The following is a 24,511-nucleotide window of genomic DNA, read 5'->3' on the forward strand; positions in this document are numbered from 1 at the left end:
AGTAAAAACAATGCTGACTGACCCACCGATATCGCGAGCAAGCTCGCTCCCACAGGTTTTTCTGCCTCAGCCGAAGAACCAGTAGCAAACCCCGATCGCCCCCAGCACCCCGGCGAGTTCCGCCAACAGTGCGCAACCCACGGCATGTCGCGCACGCTGAATGCTCACCGCTCCGAAGTACACCGCCAGCACATAGAACGTGGTTTCGGTACTGCCCTGAATAGTCGCTGCCACCAGCGCCGGGAAGCTGTCGACGCCTTGGGTTTTCATGGTTTCGATCAGCATCGCCCGTGCAGCGCTGCCGGAGAACGGCTTGACCATCGCGGTCGGCAGGGCATCGACGAAACGCGTGTCCCATCCGGCCCATTGCACCAGATGGCGAATCCCGTCCAGCCCGAAGTCGAGCGCACCGGACGCCCGCAATACGCCCACCGCACACAGCATCGCGACCAGATATGGCAGCAGGTTCTTGGCGACATCGAAGCCTTCTTTGGCACCTTCGACGAACGCTTCGTAGACCTTGACCTTGCGCAGCGCGCCAATCACCAGAAACAGCATGATCATCCCGAACATCGTCAGGTTGCCGAGGATCGATGACAGGCTCGCCAGCGCAGTGGCTGAGAGCGCCGTCAACAGGGCCATGAAGCCACCCAGCAGCAACGCACCCGGAATCAGATAGGCCAGCACCACCGGGTCCCACAGTCGCAGACGCTGCATGAACGATACCGACAGCAGACCGACAATGGTTGAACAACTGGTCGCCAGCAAAATCGGCAGGAACACCAGCGTCGGGTCGGCAGCACCTTGCTGGGCGCGGTACATGAAGATAGTCACGGGCAGCAGGGTCAGGGACGAGGCGTTAAGCACCAGGAACAGGATTTGTGCATTGCTTGCGACCGTGGTGCTGGGGTTGAGCTCCTGCAACGCACGCATCGCCTTGAGACCAATCGGCGTAGCGGCATTGTCGAGCCCCAGGGTATTGGCAGCAAAGTTGAGGGTGATCAGGCCTATGGCCGGATGACCCGCCGGCACTTCGGGCATCAGGCGCAGGAACAACGGGCCCAGCGCCTTGGCCAGCCAGTCGACGATCCCGGCTTTTTCAGCGATCCGCAGAAAGCCCAGCCAGAGGGTCAGGGTGCCGAACAGCAACACCATGACGTCGACCGACAGCTTGGCCATGGCGAAGATGCTTTCCACCATCGTCGCGAAGATCCCGGCATTGCCGCCGATCAGCCACTGCGCGAGTGCCGAAACGGCCGCCACGATGAAAAAGCCAAGCCACAGGCCATTGAGCATCAGTCAAATCCCCCAGAAGATGCCGCGAATGATAGCGGGGTGGGGAGAAACGACAAACCCCGGATTTCTCCGGGGTTTGTTTGTGAGGACTGGTGCAGTTCACTGTGGGAGCGAGCCTGCTCGCGATGACTGACTGCTAGCCGACATTTATATCAACGGATCAACCGCTATCGCGAGCAGGCTCGCTCCCGCAAAAAGTTCAAACTTCACTCAGTTGCTGGTGATTTCGCCAGCCGGCAGCTTCTCTTTGCTGCGCCAGTGCGGCAGGGAGTTCCAGTAGCGCTGGCCCTTGGCGTCGTCGTACATGCCTTCCCAACGGGAGACGACCAGCACGGCCAAGGCGTTACCGATCACGTTCAGTGCGGTACGGGCCATGTCCATGATGCGGTCGACACCGGCGATGAACGCCAGGCCTTCCAATGGAATACCGACACTGCCCAGCGTTGCCAGCAGAACCACGAAGGACACGCCCGGCACGCCGGCGATACCTTTGGAGGTGACCATCAGCGTCAGTACCAGCAGCAACTGCTGGCTGATCGACAGGTCGATACCGTACAGCTGGGCAATGAAGATCGCCGCGATGCTCTGATACAGGGTCGAACCGTCGAGGTTGAACGAGTAACCGGTTGGCACCACGAAGCTGCAAATGGCTTTCGGTGCACCGTAGGCTTCCATCTTCTCGATCACGCGCGGCAACACGGTTTCGGAACTCGCGGTGGAGTAGGCCAGCACCAGCTCATCCTTGAAGATGCGCATCAGCTTGATCACCGAGAAGCCGAACAGGCGAGCGATCAGGCCCAACACCACGAAGGCGAAGAACAGGACAGCGACGTAAACCAGGATCACCAGTTTGGCCAGCGGCAGCAGGGAAGCGAAACCGAAGTTGGCAACGGTCACTGCGATCAGTGCGAACACGCCGATCGGGGCGTAGTTCATGATCATGTGAGTGACCTTGAACATGCTTTCCGAGACGCCCTGGAACATCTTCACCAGCGGCTCGCGCAGGTCCGATTGCAGGCTCGACAGACCAAGACCGAACAACACCGAGAAGAAGATGATCGGCAGCATCTCTCCACGCGCCATGGCGGCAAAGATGTTCGATGGAATCAGGTTGAGGATGGTTTCGATGAACGCGTGTTCATGCTGAACCTCGGCCGCGGTCGCCTGGTACTTGGAGATATCCACAGTACCCAGGGTGCTCATATCGATGCCGGAACCCGGGTGGAACACGTTGGCCAGCACCAGACCGACCAGAATGGCGATGGTGGTGACGATTTCGAAGTAAATGATGGTCTTGAGACCAATGCGCCCGAGCTTCTTCGCATCGCCTACACCGGCAATACCGACGACCAGCGAGGAGATCACGATCGGGATCACGATCATCTTGATCAGACGGATAAAGATATCGCCCGCCGGTTGCAGGACGTTACTGATCCACCAGGCTTTTTCCGCACTGAAGTGGTTGAGCAACGCGCCAATTGCAATGCCCAGTACCAGACCGATGAGGATCTGCCAGGCGAGGCTCAGCTTTGCCTTTTTCATATCATTACCCTTTTCTTATAAATGGATTCGGGAAGATGCACAAACTGGAACGCTCAAGGCGGAAAAGTCAGCGCATCTGCCCCCGGATAAAGTCGCCTGGAGCGCGTAATTACAGCTCTCTGGCAGATAAAAAAGGCGCAACTATTCCGATGCACGAGAGCGACGTCTAATGCCGTAAACGCCTACCCTATGCCGAATCGGCATGAGATTTTTCAAACCAAACCGCCGTCCCAACCGGTTCGAATACGACATTTCGGCAGGTATAAGTGCCGTGAACCGGCCATCGCAGAGGAGATTGATCGTTTTTTGAGCAACGGAATATGGACAAAAACCAGAGAGAAATCCTACGCGCCGTAGTGAAATGGGAGCAGGAATCACCGCCAAATTTCTCGATATACGGTCGCCCGAAACACTGCGAAATGCTTTGTGAAGAACACTGATGGTTTTTTGCCGGCTGGCGCAGCGATAAAAAATCGCTGGGAAGCTCTAGGTCAACGCTTTGCACATATAAGCGCGCCGCAGATTTGTCACGTCATGATTGACGGTCAAATACGCGGCGCTGCTTTTCCTGACCCGGCCCTTGCGCGGGCACTCCCTGTACCCGTAGGTCACTCCGATCCTGAAGCAATCAGAACGTCCCGGCCCCTTGGCCATGCGCGCACCCTCCTCGGGTGGGCGCAGAGGAAAAAGGCATTGCTGACCTCCTTCGTTTTTCAAACCCGGTACCTGTTCGGGTCTGTCTTCAAGCAAATGCTCACGATCAGCCTCGACATCAGCCTCGACCGCGACGGCCAAAGATGAACGAAGCAATAAACATCACCAGGAACACGACAAAGAGAATCTTGGCGATACCCGTGGCGGTGCCCGCGATACCACCGAAGCCCAGTACGGCAGCGACAATGGCAATAATCAAAAATGTGATTGCCCAGCTCAACATGGTGATTCTCCTTACGCTTCTATTAAGAGGTGCAGCTATTCCCGGCACATGAACATCGCACCAAGCCAGTTACCTAGAACACCCAACGGTCCTGACGCAGCGCCACGGCACCCGGTTCGGCCGGGTCCACACTCATCATTCTCATTGAGGCTGCATCAGCAGGCCGACTGCCGACCGCACTGAAATGGGTTTGGGTCAAGTGATGAGTCGGCGCAATCGCTGCCTCCGGCTGCTGGCTTTGTTCCCAACGCAAGAATTGCTGGCCTCCGATCAAAGTGATCAGCAAGGCAAACACGGCAAACATCCCTTGCTGGATAGTCAGTGGCGAGATACGCAATTGGGTGGCACGTTGGCGAATCATCCGAAACTCCTCCCACACTGTTAGTTATTGGTCTGGGGGCGCTCTTTCTTGAATGCCCCGCTTAACCAGACCATTGCAGCCTGCATGCCAGCGCCTTCACTGAAATAAGCTCAATAAAATCAAATAGATATTTCGATTAACAAAATGCATTCGGACGCATCCTGCACGATGGCCCCCAGAGGATCGTGCGTAATGCACGATCGGTTTGCAGGAAATCGAAACTTTTTGGAATGTATGAAGGGATATGGATGTCAGAAAAAGAGGCGGGAAAACGCCGGGGCCGTCGTCGCAGAAACAAAAACGATTTAAATCATATAGTTAATAGAACTTCGAACAGACAGCTACCCCATTCTGATGAGAAGCGCTCAGAATCAACCATGCAACTTGCCCGATTTTTCCGAGACTAAATTAAGAGCATTCATTTAAGGAGCGTAGGAAAAATGGAATCAGCCAAAGAGCATCAAGGCCGCATTTTGCTGGTGGATGACGAATCCGCCATCCTGCGCACTTTTCGCTACTGCCTGGAAGACGAAGGCTATACCGTCGCCACCGCCAACAGCGCAGCCCAGGCCGACGCCTTGTTGCAACGACAGGTCTTCGACCTGTGCTTCCTTGACCTGCGCCTGGGTGAAGACAACGGTCTCGACGTCTTGGCGCAAATGCGTGTGCAGGCGCCCTGGATGCGCGTAGTGATCGTCACCGCACACTCGGCCGTAGACACCGCCGTCGATGCGATCCAGGCCGGTGCCGCCGACTATCTGGTCAAACCTTGCAGCCCCGACCAATTGCGCCTGGCCACCGCCAAACAACTGGAAGTGCGCCAGCTCTCGGCACGCCTTGAAGCCCTCGAAGGTGAAGTCCGCAAACCCAACGATGGCCTGGACTCCCACAGTCCGGCGATGAAAGTCGTATTGGAAACCGCCCGCCAGGTCGCCAGCACCGACGCCAACATTCTGATACTCGGCGAATCCGGTACCGGTAAAGGCGAGCTGGCCCGGGCCATTCACGGCTGGAGCAAACGCGCGAAAAAATCCTTTGTCACCATCAACTGCCCTTCATTGACAACCGAGCTGATGGAGAGCGAACTCTTTGGCCACAGCCGCGGGGCGTTTACCGGTGCCAGCGAAAGTACCCTCGGCCGAGTCAGTCAGGCCGACGCAGGTACATTGTTTCTTGATGAGATCGGCGATTTCCCGCTGGCCTTGCAGCCCAAACTGCTGCGCTTTATTCAGGACAAGGAATACGAAAGGGTCGGCGACCCGGTGACCCGTCACGCCGATGTGCGAATTCTTGCCGCCACCAATCTCAATCTCGAAGACATGGTCCGCGACGGCCGTTTTCGCGAAGACCTGCTCTACCGGCTGAACGTCATCACCTTGCACCTGCCGCCACTACGCGAACGCGCCGAGGACATCCTGGCCCTGGCCGACCGCTTCCTCGCGCGTTTCGTCAAGGAGTACGCGCGGCCTGCTCGTGTCTTCAGCGACGAAGCACGCGAGGCGCTGCTCGGCTATCGCTGGCCAGGCAACATCCGCGAACTGCGTAATGTGGTTGAACGAGCAAGCATCATTTGCCCACAGGAGCGAGTCGAGATCAGCCATTTGGGCATGGCCGAGCAAACCACCAGCAACACCCCCAGAATCGGCGCGGCGCTGAGCCTGGATGAATTAGAGAAAGCCCACATCGGTGCGGTACTGGCCAGCGCCGGGACCCTCGATCAAGCGGCCAAGACCCTGGGTATCGACGCCTCGACGCTGTACCGCAAACGCAAACAGTACAACCTGTGAGCAGCACCTTATGAAGCTGGCGATGAAGTTGCGCACACGGCTGTTTCTGAGTATCTCGGCACTGATCACCGTGGCGTTGCTCGGCCTGATACTCGGGCTGGTCAGCGTGATGCAGATAGCCAGTCACCAGGAAGCGCTGATCCGCGACAACTTCATCACCCTGGATCTGGAACTCAAGCTGCGCCAGACCCTGGACGATCAGTTGATCAACATGCTCAGCATAAAGCCCGACCTTGAGGCACTCGAATCCTCTGAACGGCGCTACTTCGAGCTGCTGGATCAAGGCATCGAGCACGAAAACAGTTTCAATGGCGCGCATCACGGCTTCGAGCAGGCCCGCACGGACTACCTGTCCTTTCTCAAAGCCTTCAGCCTCACGCAGGAACCGTCCGGCAAGCTCGCCGGCAATCGGGACCTCACCGAAAAGTTCAACGTGCTGCGAAACGGCCTGATCGCCGAACACAAACAGGCTCTGGACAACATCGACGATACCCAGCGCAATGCCCGCGAACATGCGCTGCTGATTGCCGGTTTGCTTGGATTGGTCGGGTTGGCGGTACTGGTCATCGGTTTCATCACCGCTCACGGCATCGCCCGGCGCTTCGGTGAGCCGATCGAGGCACTGGCCAAGGCCGCGGATAACATCGGTCAGGGTAACTTCGATGTCACCCTGCCGATTTCCCCAGCGGTGGAACTGACCCAGCTCACCCGGCGCTTCGGGATCATGGCCGAAGCCTTGCGCGAGCATCAGGCAACCAATGTCGATGAACTGCTCGCCGGTCAGCAACGCTTGCAAGCCGTGCTCGACAGCATCGATGACGGTTTGCTGATGATTGATCGTCAGGGCCAGCTGGAGCACCTTAATCCGGTCGCACAGCGTCAGTTGGGCTGGGACGAAAGCCGCCTGGGCCAAGGCCTGGGCACCGCGCTCAAACGGCTGGAGCTCGATGAACAACTACAAACGATACTGCGCGGCGGAACACTGGAGCGTGCGCCTGAAGACCTGGGCATCGAAGTCGATGGCGAGTCACGACTGTTGACCTACAGCCTGACGCCGGTCATTCATCCCCAAGGGCATATCCTCGGCGCCGTGATGGTGCTGCACGATGTCACCGAGCAACGAGCCTTTGAACGGGTACGCAGTGAGTTTGTACTGCGCGCCTCCCACGAGTTGCGTACCCCAGTCACCGGCATGCACATGGCCTTCGGCCTGTTCCGCGAGCGCGCGCACTTTGCCGATGACTCTCGCGAAGCCGACCTGTTGAACACGGTGAATGAGGAAATGCAGCGTTTGATGCAGTTGATCAACGACCTGCTGAACTTCTCGCGCTATCAGAATGGTCTACAAAAACTCACCCTGGCGCCGTGCAACATCGATGACCTGCTGGAGCAGGCACAAGGGCGTTTCGCCGAGCGGGCCAATGAGCAAAGCATCGAGCTGCTGGTGGAAGTGCACACACCACTCCCGCGACTGCAGGCCGATCAGGCGCAACTCGACCGGGTGCTGGACAACCTGATCGACAACGCGCTGCGCCATACCAGCCACCATGGGCAGATACGCTTGCAGGCTCGCCGGCACGGCGAACGGGTGATCGTCAGCGTCGAAGACAATGGCGAAGGCATCGCCTATGGCCAGCAGGGGCGGATTTTCGAACCCTTCGTTCAGGTCGGGCGCAAGAAGGGCGGCGCCGGGCTCGGTCTGGCATTGTGCAAGGAGATCGTGCAACTGCACGGCGGTCGCATGGGCGTATATTCCCGGCCGGGGCAGGGCACTCAGTTCTATATGGCACTGCCACTCTAACGGGAGATCACGCCTCGTCATCCAGCCGCCGTGACGCCAACCGACGGCCTCGGGTGATCAGTTCAATGAACTGCGCCGCAGTCAAGGCATGGGCGAACAACCAGCCTTGGCCGTAATTCACTCCCTCACTGCTCAGCAACGCGGCCTGGGCTTCATGTTCGATACCTTCGGCAATCACCTTGAGCTGCAAGGCGTGCGCCATGCGAATGATGTGCGGCGCCACGCCGCTGCTGGCGGCGTCGTGGCCCAGCGCATCAATGAAAGCCTTGTCGATTTTCAGGTAGTCCACTGGCAGGGTTTGCAGATAAGCCAGGCTGCAATAACCGGTGCCAAAGTCGTCGATCAACACTTGATGCCCGGCGTCGCGCAATGCTTGCAGGTTCTCCCGCGCGACCACCACATCGATCAACCCCCGCTCAGTCACCTCAAACGCGATCTGCCGCGCAGCGACCCGGTGCGTGGCCAGCAAGCCTGCCATGACTTGGCCGACCCGGGGCACCATGACGTCGCAGGCCGCCAGGTTGACCGAAATATACAACTGCGGGTTGGCGCGAAGTAACTTGCCGAGCTGTTCAAGCAATCGCTGCAACACAAAGTCAGTGATCTGACGGATCTGCCCGGAGTCTTCCGCCATGGGAATAAACAGATCCGGGCTGGTCAGCGTGCCGTCCGGCCGACGCCAGCGCAATAAGGCTTCGGCACCGACACAATGACGGTTCTTAAGATCGAAGATCGGCTGATACAGGACCTGTAACTCGCCACGCTTGAGGGCTCCCTGCAACTCACCGCCCAACGATTGCCGTTGGCGGGCCAGCAGAAACACCAAACCGCCAATGCTCATGCCCAGCACCAGGCTTGCCGGCACCAGCCACCACCATAGCGTGGGCAGGTGCGATACGGTTCGTGGACTGATCAACACCAATTGGTACTCGGGATTGTTGGTCGGCATGCGATAGATCAGCCGGGTTTTCGTGACCTGCAACGGTTCACTGCTCAAGGGCGACCAAGGGTCGCTGAGTGGCCAGGCTTGTGGCGTGCCGAGTACCGGGATCGCTCGAGCGCCATGATCGGCCACTACCAACAGGCTGCTGCCGGGCGTCAGATCAACCATGTCGGTCAAATGACCGCGTGAAGTCGCTACACGAAAGTTTCCGCGCCCCAACATCAGCGCTGCACGGTCTTCATCGGGCTCGGTCGAGGTGTTGAGCCAATAACTGTAGGTCGGTCCTTTGATGTCCGGTGGTCGGATTACCGAAAGCCCATCCTGCCGCGGTCGGCTCGAACAAAATTGCGTGCTATCGATATAGGCCGCTTCATATACGAAGCGGTAATTGAAACTGACCTGCTGCAAGGTCGCGATCATGTCCGTGTCGCAGCTACGCAACGACTGCGCTTCCAGGTCATCCAGGCCTTCGCGCAGTTGACCGAACAGTTGCTCCAGCCGCTCCAGAAATCGCTCGCCCTGAGCGTTCATCTGTTCGCTTTCACGTTGCTGGACCTGCCGCAGTGCCACGCCAAGGCTACCGGCCAAGAGCAAAGCCGCACTCAGCGCAGCCGCTAGCATCGCCAAAAACCAAGGGCGATAGAACCAGCTGCGCAGGGTCTCGCTAGCGGCTGCCATCATTGAATATCCGAAGGATTACCAATGAGTTATAGCTACTGATCAGAAAATAGCCCTGACCGTCGGGCGGGCGTCATTATTTTGTCTGGTTGAGCACTTGCAGGATCGCGGCGCTTTGCGCGTCTGGCGTACCGTCAAACCGTGAAGGTCGATAGTGCATCTGGAAAGCTGCCAGCACATGCCGGGTGGCCACATCCAGCTCACCAGTCTGCGGCGTTGTATAGCCCAGACGCGCGAGCTCTTCCTGAAACCAGGTGATGCTCGGCAGTTGTGCCTCGAATAACGCTTGCTGACGCGCTACAGCCTGGGCATCGGGCCAGACCACCAACCCTTCGTCGGCCAGACGCTTCCATGGGAACAACGGACCCGGATCCAGCTTGCGCAGCGGCGCGATATCGCTGTGGCCAATGATGTTTCGCGGGCTGATGTTGTTGCGCTTGCTGATGTCCCTGATCAGGAAGATCAAAGACTGAACCTGCGCCTCGCTGTAGGGATACCAGACGCGCCCGGTAGGCGTATCGCGAAACCCCGGATTGACGATTTCGATGCCGATCGAGCTTGAATTCAGCCAGGTCCGGCCCTGCCACTCGCTTTCCCCGGCATGCCAGGCCCGACGGCTTTCATCCACCAGTTTGAAAATAGTGGCGCTCTTGTCATCGCCCACCAGGTAATGGCTGCTGACCTCGCCATGGGTCAACAATGCCAACGAACGCTCCTGCGAGGCAGTGGTGTAATGCACCACGATAAACTGCACGCGATTGTCGAAATTCACCGAAGGATGGCGGGTGTCGATTCGAGGACCGCTGGCGCAACCCGCCAGGACCAGAAGTACCAAAAGCAGAGGAATCGATTTCATGATCTGGACAATACGCTGAGATAGTAATGCAACAGTGTAACGTACCGCCTTCTTCTGGACCGGCAAAGCCTGGCATTTAACCCGATGGATCACTTATCGTCAGCTTAGCTCCACTCGGTTTCGGCCAGCATTTTTTGCCCGGTAAAGCGCCTGATCGGCTCTTTTCAGCACAAGATCGCTGTGTTCTCCCGCTTTGAACGTCGTCATTCCCATGGAAACCGTGATCGTCACGCGCTCACCCTTGAAGTGAAACGGGCAGGCTTCGATGGCCGCGCGCAGGGTTTCTGCCAACTTGGCGCCGACTGCCAAAGAGGTGTTGGGCACCAACAAGACAAACTCCTCACCACCGAAACGGGCAATGAAGTCCGTACCGCGCAGGCGCTTGCGCAGCACGCTGGCAATGATCTTCAGCACTTTGTCGCCGGCCAGGTGACCGTAGTTATCGTTGATACGCTTGAAGTGGTCGAGATCGAGCATTGCCAGCAACAGCGAGTTGCCGTGTTGCTGCCACTGCGCAATCTCATGCTCCAGACGCTCGCTCCAGGCTGCCCGGTTCGGTAAACCGGTCAGCGGATCGACCAGGGCTTTCTGACGCTGCTCTTCAAGGTGCTCTCGGTAACCCTGAGCCTCCTGCTCCATGCTCGCGACTCGCTCGGCCAAACCTTGCAGGCGTGCCGCAACTTCCTGCTCACGCTCGTCGCGCTGTTTCTGGTGCTGATCCATGGTGCCGAGCAACCCTTCCAGATGGTTCTCCAGCACATGCTTGAGGCCCTCCAGATCCGCGGCGTCCTGCATGCTGCTCTGCAAGCCATCGACCTGCTCACGGATCTGCGTGTCCATCTCCCGCGCAGCGGAACGGTTGTCGGCATGACCCTCGCTGGCGGCTTGCAGGTTGCTTTGGAAGGACTCCAATCGCTCATTGAGTTGCTTGAGGTAAACCTCGAACTCATGCTGACCACTGTCGGTAATTGCCAGCATCAAAACTGCCAGATCATCGAGGATCGGCAGCAGTTCGTACCAATTCAAACCATTCTGCAGCCGGTCGCGCATCGCCTCGGCTTGCGGCCGGTGGCGCTCGGGCAGCGACAAATCGTCCAGCAGTCCCAGCAGCGTGCTCTCGATGTGTTTAGCCACCGAACTGTAAGACGGCTCCGGCGAGTCGGGCAGTGCGTAAAGAACATCCTGCTCAGGTTGCTCCGGGTCCGGAGCAGCCAAAACTTCTGCCATCGCGGGAGGAACGCCATCGATTAACGGCGAAGTGTCATTCCCCTCTCGAGGGACGTTGGACGTCAGCTCGTCAGGATTGATCGCCATTGAATCAGTAGCTGGCACCGGGTCGGGTGCCGGGAATATTTGCGGTGCTTCCGGCGTATCCACATCCGGTAGATCCTGTTCTGCTACCAGCGTTTTGGTACGCGTAGCTTCGATGGCCAGCACTGGGGGAACAAAAGCCACCACCTCAGGTGATGGCTTTGCTTCTTCCGGCGGTTGCGCTGCCACCGGCACCGAGTCTGCAATCACCGGGGGCGGCACTTGCACGGCGGGTGCCGGGACTTCCTGCACAGCGGGTGTATTAGCCCGGATCGGCAACGGTGCTGTAGATTCATGCACCCGCTCAGGCGTCGCCTCCGCGACAGGTGCCGACACTTGCTCAACAGGACTCGAAGCAGGCGCTTCGTGTTGCAGCACTCCGGCCTCTGAAGCCTGAGTATCCGAGTCTCTGCCACCAAACAAACGTTGCAGCAAACCCGGGCGGCTTGGCTCGGCAGGGTTGTCCAGCAGGCTCAGCGCCTGACCTTGCAGACCGCTGAGTTCTCCGAGCAGCAGGGGAATTTCACGTGCCTGGCCGACCCGTCCGTCGAGCTTCTTGGCAAATGTCTTGAGCGGACGACTGACCTCGCGCGGCAACGGCAAGGCCTGGAGCTGACTGACCAGGGCGGTCAACGCCGCGCTGACTTGATTGACCCGGGTCTCGCGCCGCTGCTCGGAGTCGAGCACCGCTTTTTCCAGGCGCGGCAGCAATGCCGCCAGCCCTGCATCCATATCGTTGGTGCGAATGACTTCGCGCATTTCCTTCATGCACTGGTCAACCGCACGGTCGGTGCCCTCGGCGGCCAGCGTACTGCGCACCAAACCGCGACGCAGCAAGTCGAGGCGGGCATCCCAGCGACGCTCGAGCTTTTCCTGCTGTTCGATACTTTTGAGGTATTTCTCTTTCCAGCGCTGTGCTTCGTCGCTCATTCAGGGGTTCCGCGAAGGGCAGGACTCAACGCGGGCAATGCATCGACCGTGAGCGAACTCGGCAGACGAATCTCTACCGCGACGGGCAGGTGATCGGAAATCGGTTGCGCCAGCACTTCGACCCGCTCGAGGGTCAGCGTAGGGCTGAGCAGAATATGGTCAAGACAGCGTTGCGGGCGCCAGCTGGGGAAAGTCGCTCCGACTTGCGGCGCGAGCAGACCCAGATCTCGCAGAGGAGAAGTTTGCAGCAGGTCACTGGCGTGGGTGTTCATGTCGCCCATCAGCACCTGATGCTTGTAGTCGCCGATCAATTCGCGAATGTAGGCCAACTGCATCGTTCGCACGCGCGCCCCCAGCGCGAGGTGCATCATCACGACCACCAGCGCATCCGGCCCTTCGCCAAACCGCACAAGAATCGCACCACGGCCCTTGGGCCCGGGCAGCGGATGATCTTCAATCGCCCATGGGCGCAATCGACTGAGCACGCCATTGCTGTGCTGGGCGAGGCGACCCAGGTTGCGATTGAGTTGTTGATACCAGTAGGGGAAGGCGCCGAGCTGGGCCAGGTGTTCGACTTGATTGACGTAGCCCGACCGCAGGCTGCCGCCATCGGCCTCCTGCAAAGCGACCAGATCGTAGTCGCCCAGCAGATTGCCGATTTTCTGCAGGTTATCCGCTCGCCCGGTGTGCGGTAGCAAATGCTGCCAGCTACGGGTCAGGTAATGCCGATAACGCTCGGTACTGATGCCGACCTGGATGTTGAAACTGAGCAAACGCAGACGGCTGTCTGCGGGCAAGCCCGAGGACTCCAGATGATGCTCGTTGACCTGCGGATCATGCAGACCAACGAGACGTTCAGTACCCCAGCGGCGCATGGTGGGCGCCGCTTACTTAGCGGCGCGCTCCTTGGCGATCAGCTGATCGGCTACGCTCAAGGTGCCTTCAGGACCGCCGGCAGTGCCCAGATCGAAGCGGTATTTTCCGTTCACGACCATGGTCGGTACGCCAGAGATCTGATAGGCCTGAGCCTTTTTCTTGGCTTCTTCAACTTTGCCTTTGACGGCAAACGAGTTGTAGGTGCTCAGGAACTTCTCCTTGTCGACGCCTTCGCCGGCCAGGAACTCAGCCATCTCTTCCGGGGTAGCGAGCTTCTTGCCACCGTGGATCGCTTCGAAGACAGCTTTGTGAACCTTGTGTTCCACACCCATCGCTTCCAGGGTGATGTACAGCTGACCGTGAACGTTCCAGATACCGCCGAACATGGCCGGAATACGCACGAAGTTCACGTCGGCAGGCAGTTTTTCAACCCAGGGATTGATGGTCGGCTCGAATGCATAGCAGTGCGGGCAGCCATACCAGAACAGTTCCACGACTTCGATCTTGCCAGGCACAGCCACCGGAACGGCGCTGCCCAATTCGACATATTGTTTACCGGCTTCAAGCGGTTCGGCAGCTTGGGCGGTCATACCAAACAGGCTGGCAGTGACGAGTGCGGCGCTGAGAATCAGATTACGCATGCTTTACTCCTGAACAAATTGGGTCGCCTCGCGCGACCTGTTTTCTGGCAGATCTTGGCGGGCATTAGTGCTCTAGTGTAACGGCAGCGGCCACAAAAAAGGGCGGCCAAAGCCACCCTTTTTATGTTTGCATCGAAGGATTAATCGAGCGTTAACATTGCGCGAGATCAGCACCCTGCGCAGCGCCCGCTCACAAGCCTTAGTGCAGGCCCTGAATGTAGCTGGACACCGCTTCGATGTCCTTGTTGCTCAATTTTGCAGCAATGCTCTGCATGATTTTCGTGTCGCCGTCGTTGGTACGGTTACCCTCACGGAAATCAGTCAACTGCTTGGCGATGTATTGAGCGTGCTGGCCGCCCAGATGCGGGAAGGCAGCAGCGGCGTTACCCGCACCATTAGGCGAGTGGCAACCGGTGCAAGATGGCATGCCCTGGTCCAGTTTGCCGCCACGGAACAACTCTTCACCGTGAGCCACGACTTTAGGATCTGCTGCGCCGACGCTGCCTTTCTGGCTGGAGAAGTAGGCAGCAAGGTCAGCCAGGTCCTGATCGCTCAGGTTGGTCAGCAGGCCGGTCATCTCCAGAACGGTGCGCTTGCCCGACTTGATGTCGTGCAGTTGCTTGTTCAGGTAACGCTCACCCTGACCCGCCAGTTTTGGAAAGTTTGGCGCCATGCTATTACCATCCGGGCCATGACAGGCGCCACATACTGCGGCTTTCGCCTGACCAGCAGTCGCATCGCCTGCAGCATGGGCTATGCCGGAGATCCCCAGGGTCAACAGCAGACTCACGATCAATTTGTTCATCAGCTAATCCAACTACGGCTAAGGGTTAAAGAGTTATGGACCGGGATCACTCGTTCATCCACTGGATGATTGCTCGGTAATCCTCGGCACTGCAGTCCATGCACAAACCACGCGGCGGCATCGCCTTGAAACCCTGGGTCACGTGTTGCACCAGCGTCTCCATACCTTGCGCCAGTCTTGGCGCCCAAGCTTCCTTATCGCCCTTTTGAGGCGCCGTTGGGAGTTGGCCGGAATGACAGGCTCCACAAACACGGTTGTACACAGCTTCCGGATCCTGTGTAGCCTGAGCGCTGTAAAGCGGCATCAAGACACCGGCAGCTAGCAGCCATTTCGTCATAAAACGACCTTTTCAGGGTTGAGAGCGTGCTGCGTTCTAATGCGCAATCAAGGTCAATCGCTCTCGTGAACCTCATCCTACGCTGGGACAAAGCGCACACAAAATCTGCGGCATTATATACTGGCGTCATTGAAACGGAAACGACGCTGCTCTTTGCGACCAATCTCGGCACCGCCCACATCGGAAATCCCATGCAACTCAAGAACCCCATCCTCGGTCTGTGCCAACAGTCCACCTTCATGCTCAGCGCCGCCAAAGTCGACCAATGTCCTGACGACGAAGGCTTTGAAGTGGCCTTCGCCGGGCGTTCCAACGCTGGCAAATCCAGCGCCCTGAACACGTTGACTCACGCCAGCCTGGCTCGCACCTCGAAAACGCCAGGTCGCACACAACTCTTGAACTTCTTCAAGCTAGACGATGAACGCCGTCTGGTCGACCTGCCGGGTTACGGTTACGCGAAAGTACCCATCCCTCTGAAGCAACACTGGCAGCGCCACCTGGAAGCCTATCTGGGCAGCCGCGAGAGTCTGAAGGGCTTGATTCTGATGATGGACATCCGTCATCCAATGACCGACTTCGACCTGCTGATGCTCGACTGGGCCGTGGCCAGCGGCATGCCGATGCACATTCTGCTGACCAAGGCCGACAAACTGACCTACGGCGCAGCGAAGAACACCTTGCTCAAAGTCCAGGCAGAAATCCGTAAAGGCTGGGGCGAAACCGTGACAATCCAGCTGTTCTCGGCACCAAAACGCCTGGGCCTCGAAGATGCCTACACGGTATTGGCGAACTGGATGGAACTGGCCGACAAGGGCACCGAGACAGAAGCTCAATAAGCTTTTGGGGATATCCGAGATACGGAAAACTGTCTGTGGGACGGTCAGGCAAGGCAAAAACACGGCTCGAAACGGCCGGGGTCGCGCTCGACTTTAGGGACCTAAATGAGCATTTCGAGCCGTGTTTTTAACGCAGCATGGCCGTTCCACAGCCAGTTTTTTGGCAAAAAAAACCCCGAATTACGTATGGGGAGAGAGTAATTCGGGGTCTAAGTTCCGGACCGCTAGGGCGGGGTCCAGATATCTGCCAACACTTAACACAACATAGGAGCATCGAAGGGCTTCACCACCCATTCAGTAACTCTGAGTGGCGGTTCACGGATTTAGTTCCGGTTAATTTCAAAACCTATTGGGAATAACCCACAGATTTTTTCGAACTAATAACCCTTAGCCAATGACTGCCGCGACACTACACCGCGGCGCCATCCCCGAAAAAGCGCCTCACACCGGCTTAGTGCGCTTCATCCCAGTTATTTCCAACGCCGACTTCCACCAAAAGCGGCACATCCAGGGTCGCTGCGCTGCTCATATGGACGCGAATTTCTTCGCGAACCTGGTCGACCAGGTCTTCGCGAACCTCAAGCACCAATTCATCGTGCACCTGCAGAATCACTTTGGCGTCCAGGCCTGAGGTCATCAGCCAGTTATCCACCGCCACCATGGCCTTCTTGATGATATCCGCCGCAGTGCCTTGCATCGGCGCGTTGATCGCCGTGCGCTCGGCGCCTTTGCGCAGGGCCGGATTTTTCGCGTTGATGTCCGGCAGGTACAAGCGACGACCGAATATGGTTTCGACAAAACCCTGCTCAGCCGCCTGAGCGCGGGTGCGCTCCATGTACTCGAGCACACCCGGATAGCGGGCAAAATAACGGTCTATATAAGCTTGGGACTGTTTACGGTCGACGCCAATCTGCTTGGCCAGGCCAAACGAGCTCATGCCATAGATCAGGCCGAAGTTGATCGCCTTGGCGCTGCGCCGCTGATCGGTGGTGACGTCCGCCAATTCAACCCCGAACACCTCCGCGGCGGTGGCTTTGTGCACGTCCAGATCATTGCGGAACGCGTGCAACAGCCCTTCGTCCTTGGCCAGGTGGGCCATGATCCGCAGTTCGATCTGCGAATAGTCCGCCGCCAACAGCTTGTAGCCTTTGGGGGCAATGAACGCCTGACGAATCCGTCGACCTTCGGCGGTACGAATCGGAATGTTCTGCAGGTTTGGATCACTGGAAGACAAGCGACCGGTCGCTGCCACCGCTTGATGGTAGGACGTATGAATACGTCCGGTGCGCGGGTTGATCTGCTCGGGCAGACGGTCGGTGTAGGTGCTTTTCAGCTTGCTCAAGGAACGGTACTGCATCAGCACCTTGGGCAACGGGTAGTCCTGCTCGGCCAGTTCCGCCAGCACCGCTTCGGCGGTCGAAGCCTGGCCCTTGGCAGTTTTGCTGAGAATCGGCAGCCCGAGTTTTTCGTAGAGGATCACGCCCAATTGCTTAGGCGAACCGAGGTTGAACTCCTCACCGGCAATGGCGAACGCCTCACGCTCCAGCGCGACCAGCTTGTCGCCCAGTTCAACGCTCTGGATGCCCAGCAGGTTGGCGTCGACCAACGCGCCCTGGCGCTCGATACGCGCCAACACTGGCACCAGCGGCATCTCGATTTCGCTGAGGACTTTGCTCAGGCTCGGAATGGCGTCGAGTTTTTCATGCAGGGTCTGATGCAGACGCAGCGTCACGTCGGCATCTTCGGCGGCGTATGGCCCGGCCAGCTCCAGCGAGATCTGGTCGAAGGTCAGTTGCTTGACACCCTTGCCCGCGATGTCCTGGAAGCTGGTAGTGGTGTAGCCCAAATATTTGAGCGCCAGGCTGTCCATGTCGTGACGGGTCGCGGTCGAATCCAGCACGTAGGACTCGAGCATGGTGTCGAAGGCGATGCCTTGCACCATGATGCCGCAGCTCTGATCACCACCGATGGCGCAGTTGGCCAGGATGTTCATGTCGAACTTGGCGTGCTGGCCGACTTTGAGTTTGCTCGGGTCTTCCAGAATCGGTTTCAGCGCGCGCAACACCGTGTCGCGATCCAGTTGATCCGGCACGCCCATGTAGGAATGGGTCAGTGGAATGTAGGCCGCTTCGTTGGCCTGCACAGCGAACGACAGCCCGACAAGTTGTGCTTGCTGCGCGTCGATGCCCGTGGTTTCGGTGTCGAAGGCGAACAGCTTGGCGTTTTGCAGCTTCTTCAGCCAGACATCGAAATCTGCCTGGGTGAGGACCGTGGTGTACTGGGGCCCATCGTCACCGGCCACGGCTTCTTCAACCGCCGCGACCACTTCCTGGCCCGCTCGCTTGGCATCACGCTGAACTTCCTCGAACCAGCTCTTGAACTCGAGCAGGGTATAGAGCTCGGCGAGCTTTTCACGGTCCGGCTCACGCAGGTGCAAGTCGTCCAGACCAATGTCCAGCGGCACGTCGACCTTGATGGTCGCCAGTTGATAGGAGAGGAACGCCATCTCCTTGTGCTCTTCAAGCTTGGCCGGCAGCGTTTTGGCACCACGAATCGGCAACGTCGGGACGATATCGAGGTGCGCATAGAGCTCGGTCAGGCCGCCGTTCACACCCACCAGCAGGCCGGACGCCGTCTTCGGGCCAATGCCCGGCACGCCTGGAATGTTGTCGGAGGAATCACCCATCAGCGCCAGGTAATCGATGATCTGCTCGGGAGCGACGCCGAATTTCTCCTTCACGCCAGCCACGTCCATCGCGCTACCGGTCATGGTATTGACCAAGGTAATGTGCCCATCGACCAACTGCGCCATGTCCTTGTCGCCAGTGGAGATCACCACCGGACGGTCAGCGGCTGCGCTGCTGCGGGCCAGCGTGCCAATCACGTCATCGGCCTCAACGCCGTCGACGCACAGCAACGGAAAGCCCAGGGCGATCACGCTCGCGTGCAATGGCTCGATCTGCACACGCATGTCGTCGGGCATGCTTGGGCGATTGGCTTTGTATTCGGCGTACAGGTCATCGCGAAATGTCCCACCCTTGGCATCGAATACGACGGCAAACGGACTGTTCGGGTACTGCTTGCGCAGACTCTTGAGCATGTTCAGCACGCCCTTGACCGCGCCGGTCGGCAGGCCTTTGGACGTGGTCAACGGCGGCAGCGCGTGAAAGGCGCGGTACAGGTAAGAAGAACCGTCCACCAGGACGAGGGGGGCTTGGCTCATGAGCAGGATCAACCTTTTCGGCGGGTCCGGCGCTAGAATAGCGGGACCGTTGACGACAAAGGGACAAGGTTATCATGCGCTCACTCAATCGCTTGTTACTGGCTGGCTTCTTTGCACTCACTCCCCTGGCCGTCATGGCAGCCGATGATGCACCGACGCCAGAACCGGAAGTCACCATCCACACAGAAGGCGACAAAGTCATTCAGGAGTACCGCCAGAACGGCTTCGTGTACGCGATCAAGGTCACACCGAAGGGCGGAAAACCGTACTTTCTGATACGTGCGGACGGAACGGAGGCAAACTATATCCGCTCGGATCAGCCGAATATGCTGATTCCGTCGTGGGAAATTTTTACCTGGAAGTAGTTTCTTAACTTTAATCGGCGCTGGCTCAACCGCGGCGCCCGAACTGAGCAGTTTTTAACCATGTCTGTGTTCACCCCCCTGGCTCGGCCCGAGCTGGAAACCTTTCTCGCCCCTTATGGGCTCGGCCGCCTGCTTGATTTCCAGGGGATTGCCGCGGGTAGCGAAAACACCAACTTCTTCATCAGCCTGGAGCAGGGGGAGTTTGTCCTGACCCTGGTTGAGCGCGGCCCCGTGCAGGAGATGCCATTCTTCATCGAACTGCTCGACGTGCTGCACGACGCCAACTTGCCGGTGCCCTATGCATTGCGTACCACCGACGGCATCGCCCTGCGCGAACTGGCCGGCAAGCCCGCACTGTTGCAGCCACGGCTGGCCGGCAAGCACATCAAGGAAGCCAACGCACAGCATTGCGCGCAAGTTGGCGAATTGCTGGGGCACCTGCACCTGGCCACCAAAGATCACATGATCAAGCGCAAGACCGATCGCGGCCTCGACTGGATGCTCGAAGAAGGCACGCAACTGCTGTCGCACCTGAATGCCGCGCAAAGCAATCTGCTGCAACGCGCCTTGAACGAAATCACTGAGCAGAAGATTAAAATCCTGGCGCTGCCTCGGGCCAACATCCACGCCGACCTGTTCCGCGACAACGCGATGTTCGAAGGCACGCACCTGACCGGGCTGATCGACTTCTACAACGCCTGCTCCGGCCCGATGCTCTACGACGTGGCGATTGCCCTGAATGACTGGTGCTCGGACGAAGACGGCTTGATTGACGGCCCGCGGGCGAGGGCATTGCTCGGGGCTTATGCCGCGTTGCGCCCATTTACCGCCGCCGAGGCGGAGCTGTGGCCGACCATGCTGCGGGTAGCCTGCGTGCGGTTCTGGCTGTCACGCTTGATCGCCGCCGAGTCCTTTGCCGGGCAGGACGTGCTGATTCACGATCCGATGGAGTTTCAGCAGCGCCTGGCCCAGCGTCAGCACGTCAGCACGCCGTTACCGTTCGCCCTTTAAAAGCATCGCGAGCAGGCTCACTCCCACATGGACAGCGAAAATCCTGTGGGAGCAGCCGGGCGGCGTTCCGTTTGCTCGCGATCGAGGCGCCGGATATCCCGGCGTTAAAGCGACTCCAGGCAACCCGCCAAATCATTCCCCAACTTCTCCAGCACCTGCTCATAGCCGCGAGCCGTTGCCGGCGTGTAACCGCCCAACGCATCCAGTTCCGCCAGTTTCACCGGCAAACCGGCCACCAGCGTTTCGGCCAGGCGTGGGCGCAACGGTGGTTCGCTGAACACGCAGGTCTTGCCGACTTCCTGCAAGCGCGAGCGCATCGCTGCAACGTGCTGGGCACCTGGCTGCACTTCAGCGGCCACGCTGAACACGCCGGTGTGCTTGAGGCCGTAGGCGTCTTCGAAATAATCGAACGCTTCATGGAACACGAAGTAGGGCTTGCCCGCGATACCGGCCAAGCGTGCTTTCAAACGCAGATCCAGCGCGTCCAGGCGCTCATCGAAGGCCTTGAGGTTGCTCTGATAGCGCGGCGCATTGGCAGGATCCGCAGCACTGAGGTCGGTGGCGATTTTTGCCGCGATCACTCGCGCATTGACCGGCGACAACCAGAGGTGAGCATCGAGACTACCAGGGCGGTGGTCGTGATCGTGCTCATCGGCGTCTTCCGCATGGGAGTGGCTGTCTTCGGCAAAACGCCGCAGTTTCAAACCCGGCAGCTCCTGCACGGCAACCGACGGCAGGCTACGGCCTTTGAGCACGCGCGGAAGGAAACCTTCCATGTCCGGGCCGATCCAGTAGAGCAAGTCCACCGACTGCACCTTCCGTACGTCGGATGGACGCAAGGCGTAGTTATGCGGCGATGCACCCGGCGGCAGCAAGACCTCGGGAACCCCGACGCCATCCTGCACCGCAGCAGCAATCAGCTGCAGCGGCTTGATGCTGGTCAGTACGCTCACTTCGGCATGAGCGGCGCTGATCGCAAAAAAACCGGCAGTAAATGTGACAAAAATGGCAAAAAGTCTGGGCACGATGACCACTCAAGTAGGCGAGAACGGGTAACATAATAACGTCTCTCACAAAACTCGTCGCCGCTCATGCCTAAAACACCGCTAGCCAGCCGTCCCCACGACCACTCTCACTGCGTGCACAGTGCATTGTCCGAGGCCGATGTCATTTGCGCACGCCAAGGCTTGCGTCTGACCGCGCTGCGTCGGCGGGTGCTGGAACTGGTCTGGCAAAGCCACAAGCCGCTGGGCGCCTACGACATTCTGGCGGTACTCAGCGAGCAGGATGGCCGCCGCGCCGCGCCGCCGACGGTGTATCGCGCGCTGGATTTCCTGCTGGATAACGGCCTGGTCCACCGCATTTCCTCGCTCAACGCCTTCGTTGGCTGCAATCATCCGGGGCACGCCCACCAGGGCCAGTTCCTGATTTGCCGCGAATGCCACGCGGCCATCGAACTCGAGCAAAAATCCATCAGCGACACCATCATCCACAGCGCCGGCGAAGTCGGGTTCGTGGTCGAAGGCCAGACTGTCGAAGTGATCGGTCTCTGCTCGGGTTGCCAGGGGGCTTGATGAGCACTGCGTTAATCCGCCTCAATCAGGTTGCGGTGACCTTCGCCGGGCAAAGCGTGCTGGACAACATCGAACTGAGCGTCGAGCCGAGGCAGATCGTCACCCTGATCGGCCCCAACGGCGCCGGCAAGACCACGCTGGTCCGCGCCGTACTTGGCCTGCTCAAGCCCGACAGCGGCAGCGTCTGGCGCAAGCCGAAACTGCGGGTCGGCTACATGCCGCAGAAACTGCACGTTGACCCGACCTTGCCGCTCTCGGTACTGCGCTTCTTGCGCCTGGTGCCGGGCGTGGATCGTGCGCGCGCCTTGGCAGCGCTCAAGGAAGTCGGTGCCGAACAGGTGATCGACAGCCCGGTGCAGAGCGTTTCCGGCGGTGAAATGCAGCGCGTATTACTGGCCCGCGCCCTGTTGCGCGAGCCCGAACTACTGGTACTCGACGAGCCGGTGCAAGGCGTCGATGTGGCCGGACAAGCCGAGCTCTATAGCCTGATCACCCGCCTGCGCGACCGCCACGGTTGCGGGGTGTTGATGGTTTCCCACGATCTGCACCTGGTGATGAGCACCACCGACCAGGTGGTCTGCCTCAATCGCCACGTCTGCTGCTCCGGGCATCCCGAGCAGGTCAGCGGCGACCCGGCGTTCGTCGAGCTGTTCGGCAAGAACGCGCAGAGCCTGGCGGTCTATCACCACCATCACGACCACGCCCACGACTTGCATGGCTCGGTCGTCAGCGCGGCACCGGCCGTTCACACCCACGTTCATGGAGATGGCTGCAAGCATGGCTGATTTTCTGTTGTACGCCCTGCTCGCAGGCCTGGCCCTGGCCGCCGTCGCAGGTCCGCTGGGATCGTTCGTGGTCTGGCGGCGCATGGCCTATTTCGGCGACACCCTGTCCCACGCAGCGTTACTCGGCGTGGCGTTGGGTTTTCTGCTGGATGTCAGTCCGACTATCGCAGTGACCGTCGGCTGCCTGTTACTGGCCGTGCTGCTGGTGACCTTGCAACAGCGCCAGCCGCTGGCCTCCGACACCTTGTTGGGGATTCTTGCGCCGAGCACGCTCTCTCTGGGCCTGGTGGTACTAAGCTTCATGCATGAAGTGCGGATCGACCTGATGGCCTATCTGTTCGGTGACTTGTTGGCGATCAGCCCGACCGATCTGGCGTGGATCCTCGGCGGCAGTGCGGCGGTGATGCTGCTGTTGGTGGCGCTATGGCGCCCCTTGCTGGCGATTACCGTGCACGAAGAATTGGCCACGGTTGAAGGCCTGCCGGTAGCAGCATTGCGCATGACCTTGATGCTGCTGATTGCGGTGGTGATCGCGGTGGCGATGAAAATCGTCGGTGTGCTGCTGATTACTTCCTTGCTGATCATCCCGGCGGCTGCGGCACAACGTCACGCACGCTCTCCCGAGCAGATGGCCTTGGGCGCGAGTTTGCTCGGTATACTCGCGGTCTGCGGTGGCCTGGCGCTGTCGTGGTTCAAGGACACGCCGGCTGGCCCATCGATTGTGGTGGCTGCCGCCGCGCTGTTTCTGCTGAGTTTTGTCCTGCCCCGTCGAGGGGTGTAGACTTGCTCGTTTTTTGCGCAATCAGAGAGTCGCAGGAATGAAGCCGTTCGCCTCCCGTTATCTGCTCCTTGTTGCATTTTCGCTGCTACTTGGCGCCTGCCAAAGCACGCCGCCGGCCCCCAAGGTCCCGGACGCACGGGCTACGGCGATCGCGCAGCTGGAGCAAAGCCTGGCCAGCAGTGAACTGGCCACCGCCGAGGATCAATTGGCCGCCTTGCAGGCCGAATCACCCAACGATCAGTCGCTGGAGCAATACCAACGGCAACTCGCCGAAGCCTACTTGCAACGCAGCCAGATCGTTTTGCAAAAAGGCGACGTGAATGCCGCCGCCACGGCCCTGAGCCGAGCCCGTGCGTTGATGCCCAAAGCTCCGGCGCTGACCGGTGGCGTCAACAACGCCATCAGCCACGCGCGCAAGGCCGAACTGGACCAGGCAGAGGCCGCCCTCAAGGCCGCCGAAGCCAAGCGTGTCGCCAAGGTCATCGACCCAACGGCCGAGAGCACCACCGTTGCGCTGAACATCGCCGATAACAAGCAATTGCGTCGGCAACTTGATGCGATTGCCAGCGATGTGGTGAGTTATGAGTGCGACGTCAGCATTCAGGCGCCGCGCACCGAAGATTACCCGTGGCTGGCCACGCTGCTGACCAAACGGGTGAAGAAGCTGGATGCCGACTTCGACCTGAAGATCGAGCGACAGATTCTGCGCAATGTCCCGGCACAGATGGTTCTGACGCCACGTAAACCTTAAAAGAGAAGATCGCCGCCTGCGACAGCTCCTACGGATCGGTGTAGGAGCTGCCGCAGGCGGCGATCTTTTGTTCTTCTTGGCTTA

22 protein-coding genes are annotated in these 24,511 nt (G+C 59.1%); 9 read left to right on the top strand and 13 right to left on the bottom strand.

The window, feature by feature from the left end; genetic code table 11:
- Positions 1-66: 66 nt before the first annotated feature.
- From AC1DHT_RS05725 to AC1DHT_RS05740, 4 genes are all read right to left on the bottom strand, one after another.
- The gene (locus AC1DHT_RS05725; protein WP_054594959.1) at positions 67-1,296 is read right to left on the bottom strand and encodes a nucleoside recognition domain-containing protein; all 1,230 of its coding nucleotides are present in this window, start codon (positions 1,294-1,296) and stop codon (positions 67-69) included.
- 210 nt (positions 1,297-1,506) lie between these two features.
- The gene (gltP, locus tag AC1DHT_RS05730) at positions 1,507-2,838 is read right to left on the bottom strand and encodes a glutamate/aspartate:proton symporter GltP (RefSeq protein ID WP_427531165.1); all 1,332 of its coding nucleotides are present in this window, start codon (positions 2,836-2,838) and stop codon (positions 1,507-1,509) included.
- 772 nt (positions 2,839-3,610) lie between these two features.
- Positions 3,611-3,775, bottom strand: coding sequence for a DUF1328 domain-containing protein (locus tag AC1DHT_RS05735; protein ID WP_071552569.1), 165 nt, complete (start codon positions 3,773-3,775; stop codon positions 3,611-3,613).
- Between the two features lie 73 nt (positions 3,776-3,848).
- The gene (locus tag AC1DHT_RS05740; RefSeq protein WP_427542073.1) at positions 3,849-4,136 is read right to left on the bottom strand and encodes a hypothetical protein; all 288 of its coding nucleotides are present in this window, start codon (positions 4,134-4,136) and stop codon (positions 3,849-3,851) included.
- A gap of 440 nt (positions 4,137-4,576) precedes the next feature.
- On the opposite strand from AC1DHT_RS05740, the gene algB reads away from it, so the two are divergent.
- Both algB and AC1DHT_RS05750 read left to right on the top strand, forming a co-directional pair.
- Positions 4,577-5,923, top strand: a complete 1,347-nt coding sequence (gene algB / locus AC1DHT_RS05745; protein WP_427542076.1) for a sigma-54-dependent response regulator transcription factor AlgB — start codon at positions 4,577-4,579, stop codon at positions 5,921-5,923.
- Between the two features lie 10 nt (positions 5,924-5,933).
- The gene (locus AC1DHT_RS05750) at positions 5,934-7,724 is read left to right on the top strand and encodes an ATP-binding protein (protein ID WP_427542079.1); all 1,791 of its coding nucleotides are present in this window, start codon (positions 5,934-5,936) and stop codon (positions 7,722-7,724) included.
- A gap of 7 nt (positions 7,725-7,731) precedes the next feature.
- On the opposite strand, the gene AC1DHT_RS05755 is transcribed toward AC1DHT_RS05750, so the two are convergent.
- From AC1DHT_RS05755 to AC1DHT_RS05785, 7 genes are all read right to left on the bottom strand, one after another.
- The gene (locus tag AC1DHT_RS05755) at positions 7,732-9,348 is read right to left on the bottom strand and encodes an EAL domain-containing protein (RefSeq protein WP_427542082.1); all 1,617 of its coding nucleotides are present in this window, start codon (positions 9,346-9,348) and stop codon (positions 7,732-7,734) included.
- A gap of 73 nt (positions 9,349-9,421) precedes the next feature.
- Positions 9,422-10,201 (bottom strand): N-acetylmuramoyl-L-alanine amidase, encoded by a 780-nt coding sequence (locus AC1DHT_RS05760; protein WP_427542085.1) that lies wholly within the window; start codon positions 10,199-10,201, stop codon positions 9,422-9,424.
- 99 nt (positions 10,202-10,300) lie between these two features.
- Complete coding sequence (locus AC1DHT_RS05765; RefSeq protein ID WP_427542088.1) at positions 10,301-12,442, bottom strand: GGDEF domain-containing protein; 2,142 nt, start codon at positions 12,440-12,442, stop codon at positions 10,301-10,303.
- Positions 12,439-13,317 carry an endonuclease/exonuclease/phosphatase family protein gene (locus AC1DHT_RS05770; RefSeq protein WP_427542091.1) on the bottom strand — a complete coding sequence of 293 codons (879 nt, stop codon included), beginning with the start codon at positions 13,315-13,317 and terminating at the stop codon, positions 12,439-12,441. Before AC1DHT_RS05770 ends, AC1DHT_RS05765 begins: the two co-directional genes overlap by 4 nt.
- A 12-nt stretch (positions 13,318-13,329) precedes the next feature.
- Positions 13,330-13,959, bottom strand: coding sequence for a thiol:disulfide interchange protein DsbA/DsbL (locus AC1DHT_RS05775; RefSeq protein ID WP_427531149.1), 630 nt, complete (start codon positions 13,957-13,959; stop codon positions 13,330-13,332).
- Positions 13,960-14,158: 199 nt separating this feature from the next.
- Positions 14,159-14,764 (bottom strand): c-type cytochrome, encoded by a 606-nt coding sequence (locus tag AC1DHT_RS05780; protein ID WP_054594950.1) that lies wholly within the window; start codon positions 14,762-14,764, stop codon positions 14,159-14,161.
- A 46-nt stretch (positions 14,765-14,810) separates the two neighbouring features.
- Entirely contained in the window at positions 14,811-15,101 is a 291-nt protein-coding gene (locus AC1DHT_RS05785) for a c-type cytochrome (RefSeq protein ID WP_103314907.1), read from the bottom strand.
- Positions 15,102-15,292: 191 nt separating this feature from the next.
- Between AC1DHT_RS05785 and yihA the strand changes: the two genes are divergently transcribed.
- Positions 15,293-15,937 (top strand): ribosome biogenesis GTP-binding protein YihA/YsxC, encoded by a 645-nt coding sequence (gene yihA / locus AC1DHT_RS05790; RefSeq protein WP_054594948.1) that lies wholly within the window; start codon positions 15,293-15,295, stop codon positions 15,935-15,937.
- 451 nt (positions 15,938-16,388) lie between these two features.
- On the opposite strand, the gene polA is transcribed toward yihA, so the two are convergent.
- Positions 16,389-19,160: a DNA polymerase I gene (gene polA, locus AC1DHT_RS05795; protein ID WP_427542095.1), complete on the bottom strand. Its 2,772-nt coding sequence runs from the start codon at positions 19,158-19,160 to the stop codon at positions 16,389-16,391.
- Between the two features lie 74 nt (positions 19,161-19,234).
- Here polA and AC1DHT_RS05800 point away from each other — a divergent pair, with 74 nt between their 5' ends.
- Together AC1DHT_RS05800 and AC1DHT_RS05805 are read left to right on the top strand one after the other, a co-directional pair.
- A complete protein-coding gene (locus AC1DHT_RS05800; protein WP_427542098.1) occupies positions 19,235-19,525 on the top strand; it encodes a DUF2782 domain-containing protein in 291 nt (96 codons plus the stop codon).
- A 60-nt stretch (positions 19,526-19,585) separates the two neighbouring features.
- Positions 19,586-20,536, top strand: coding sequence for a homoserine kinase (locus AC1DHT_RS05805; RefSeq protein WP_427542101.1), 951 nt, complete (start codon positions 19,586-19,588; stop codon positions 20,534-20,536).
- 104 nt (positions 20,537-20,640) lie between these two features.
- Here AC1DHT_RS05805 and AC1DHT_RS05810 read toward each other — a convergent pair whose 3' ends face one another.
- Positions 20,641-21,570: a zinc ABC transporter substrate-binding protein gene (locus AC1DHT_RS05810; RefSeq protein ID WP_427542104.1), complete on the bottom strand. Its 930-nt coding sequence runs from the start codon at positions 21,568-21,570 to the stop codon at positions 20,641-20,643.
- 57 nt (positions 21,571-21,627) lie between these two features.
- Between AC1DHT_RS05810 and AC1DHT_RS05815 the strand changes: the two genes are divergently transcribed.
- Genes AC1DHT_RS05815 through AC1DHT_RS05830 form a run of 4 tightly spaced genes read left to right on the top strand, consistent with a single transcriptional unit; the run spans position 21,628 to position 24,427 of the window.
- Entirely contained in the window at positions 21,628-22,110 is a 483-nt protein-coding gene (locus AC1DHT_RS05815; RefSeq protein ID WP_427531136.1) for a Fur family transcriptional regulator, read from the top strand.
- Entirely contained in the window at positions 22,110-22,895 is a 786-nt protein-coding gene (gene znuC / locus AC1DHT_RS05820) for a zinc ABC transporter ATP-binding protein ZnuC (RefSeq protein WP_145017763.1), read from the top strand. Before AC1DHT_RS05815 ends, znuC begins: the two co-directional genes overlap by 1 nt.
- Positions 22,888-23,676, top strand: a complete 789-nt coding sequence (gene znuB, locus AC1DHT_RS05825; RefSeq protein ID WP_054594941.1) for a zinc ABC transporter permease subunit ZnuB — start codon at positions 22,888-22,890, stop codon at positions 23,674-23,676. Before znuC ends, znuB begins: the two co-directional genes overlap by 8 nt.
- Positions 23,677-23,713: 37 nt before the next feature.
- Positions 23,714-24,427: a PA5502 family lipoprotein gene (locus AC1DHT_RS05830; RefSeq protein WP_427542107.1), complete on the top strand. Its 714-nt coding sequence runs from the start codon at positions 23,714-23,716 to the stop codon at positions 24,425-24,427.
- Positions 24,428-24,511: the final 84 nt, after the last annotated feature.

It is taken from the genome of Pseudomonas sp. 05N432 (assembly GCF_056396945.1).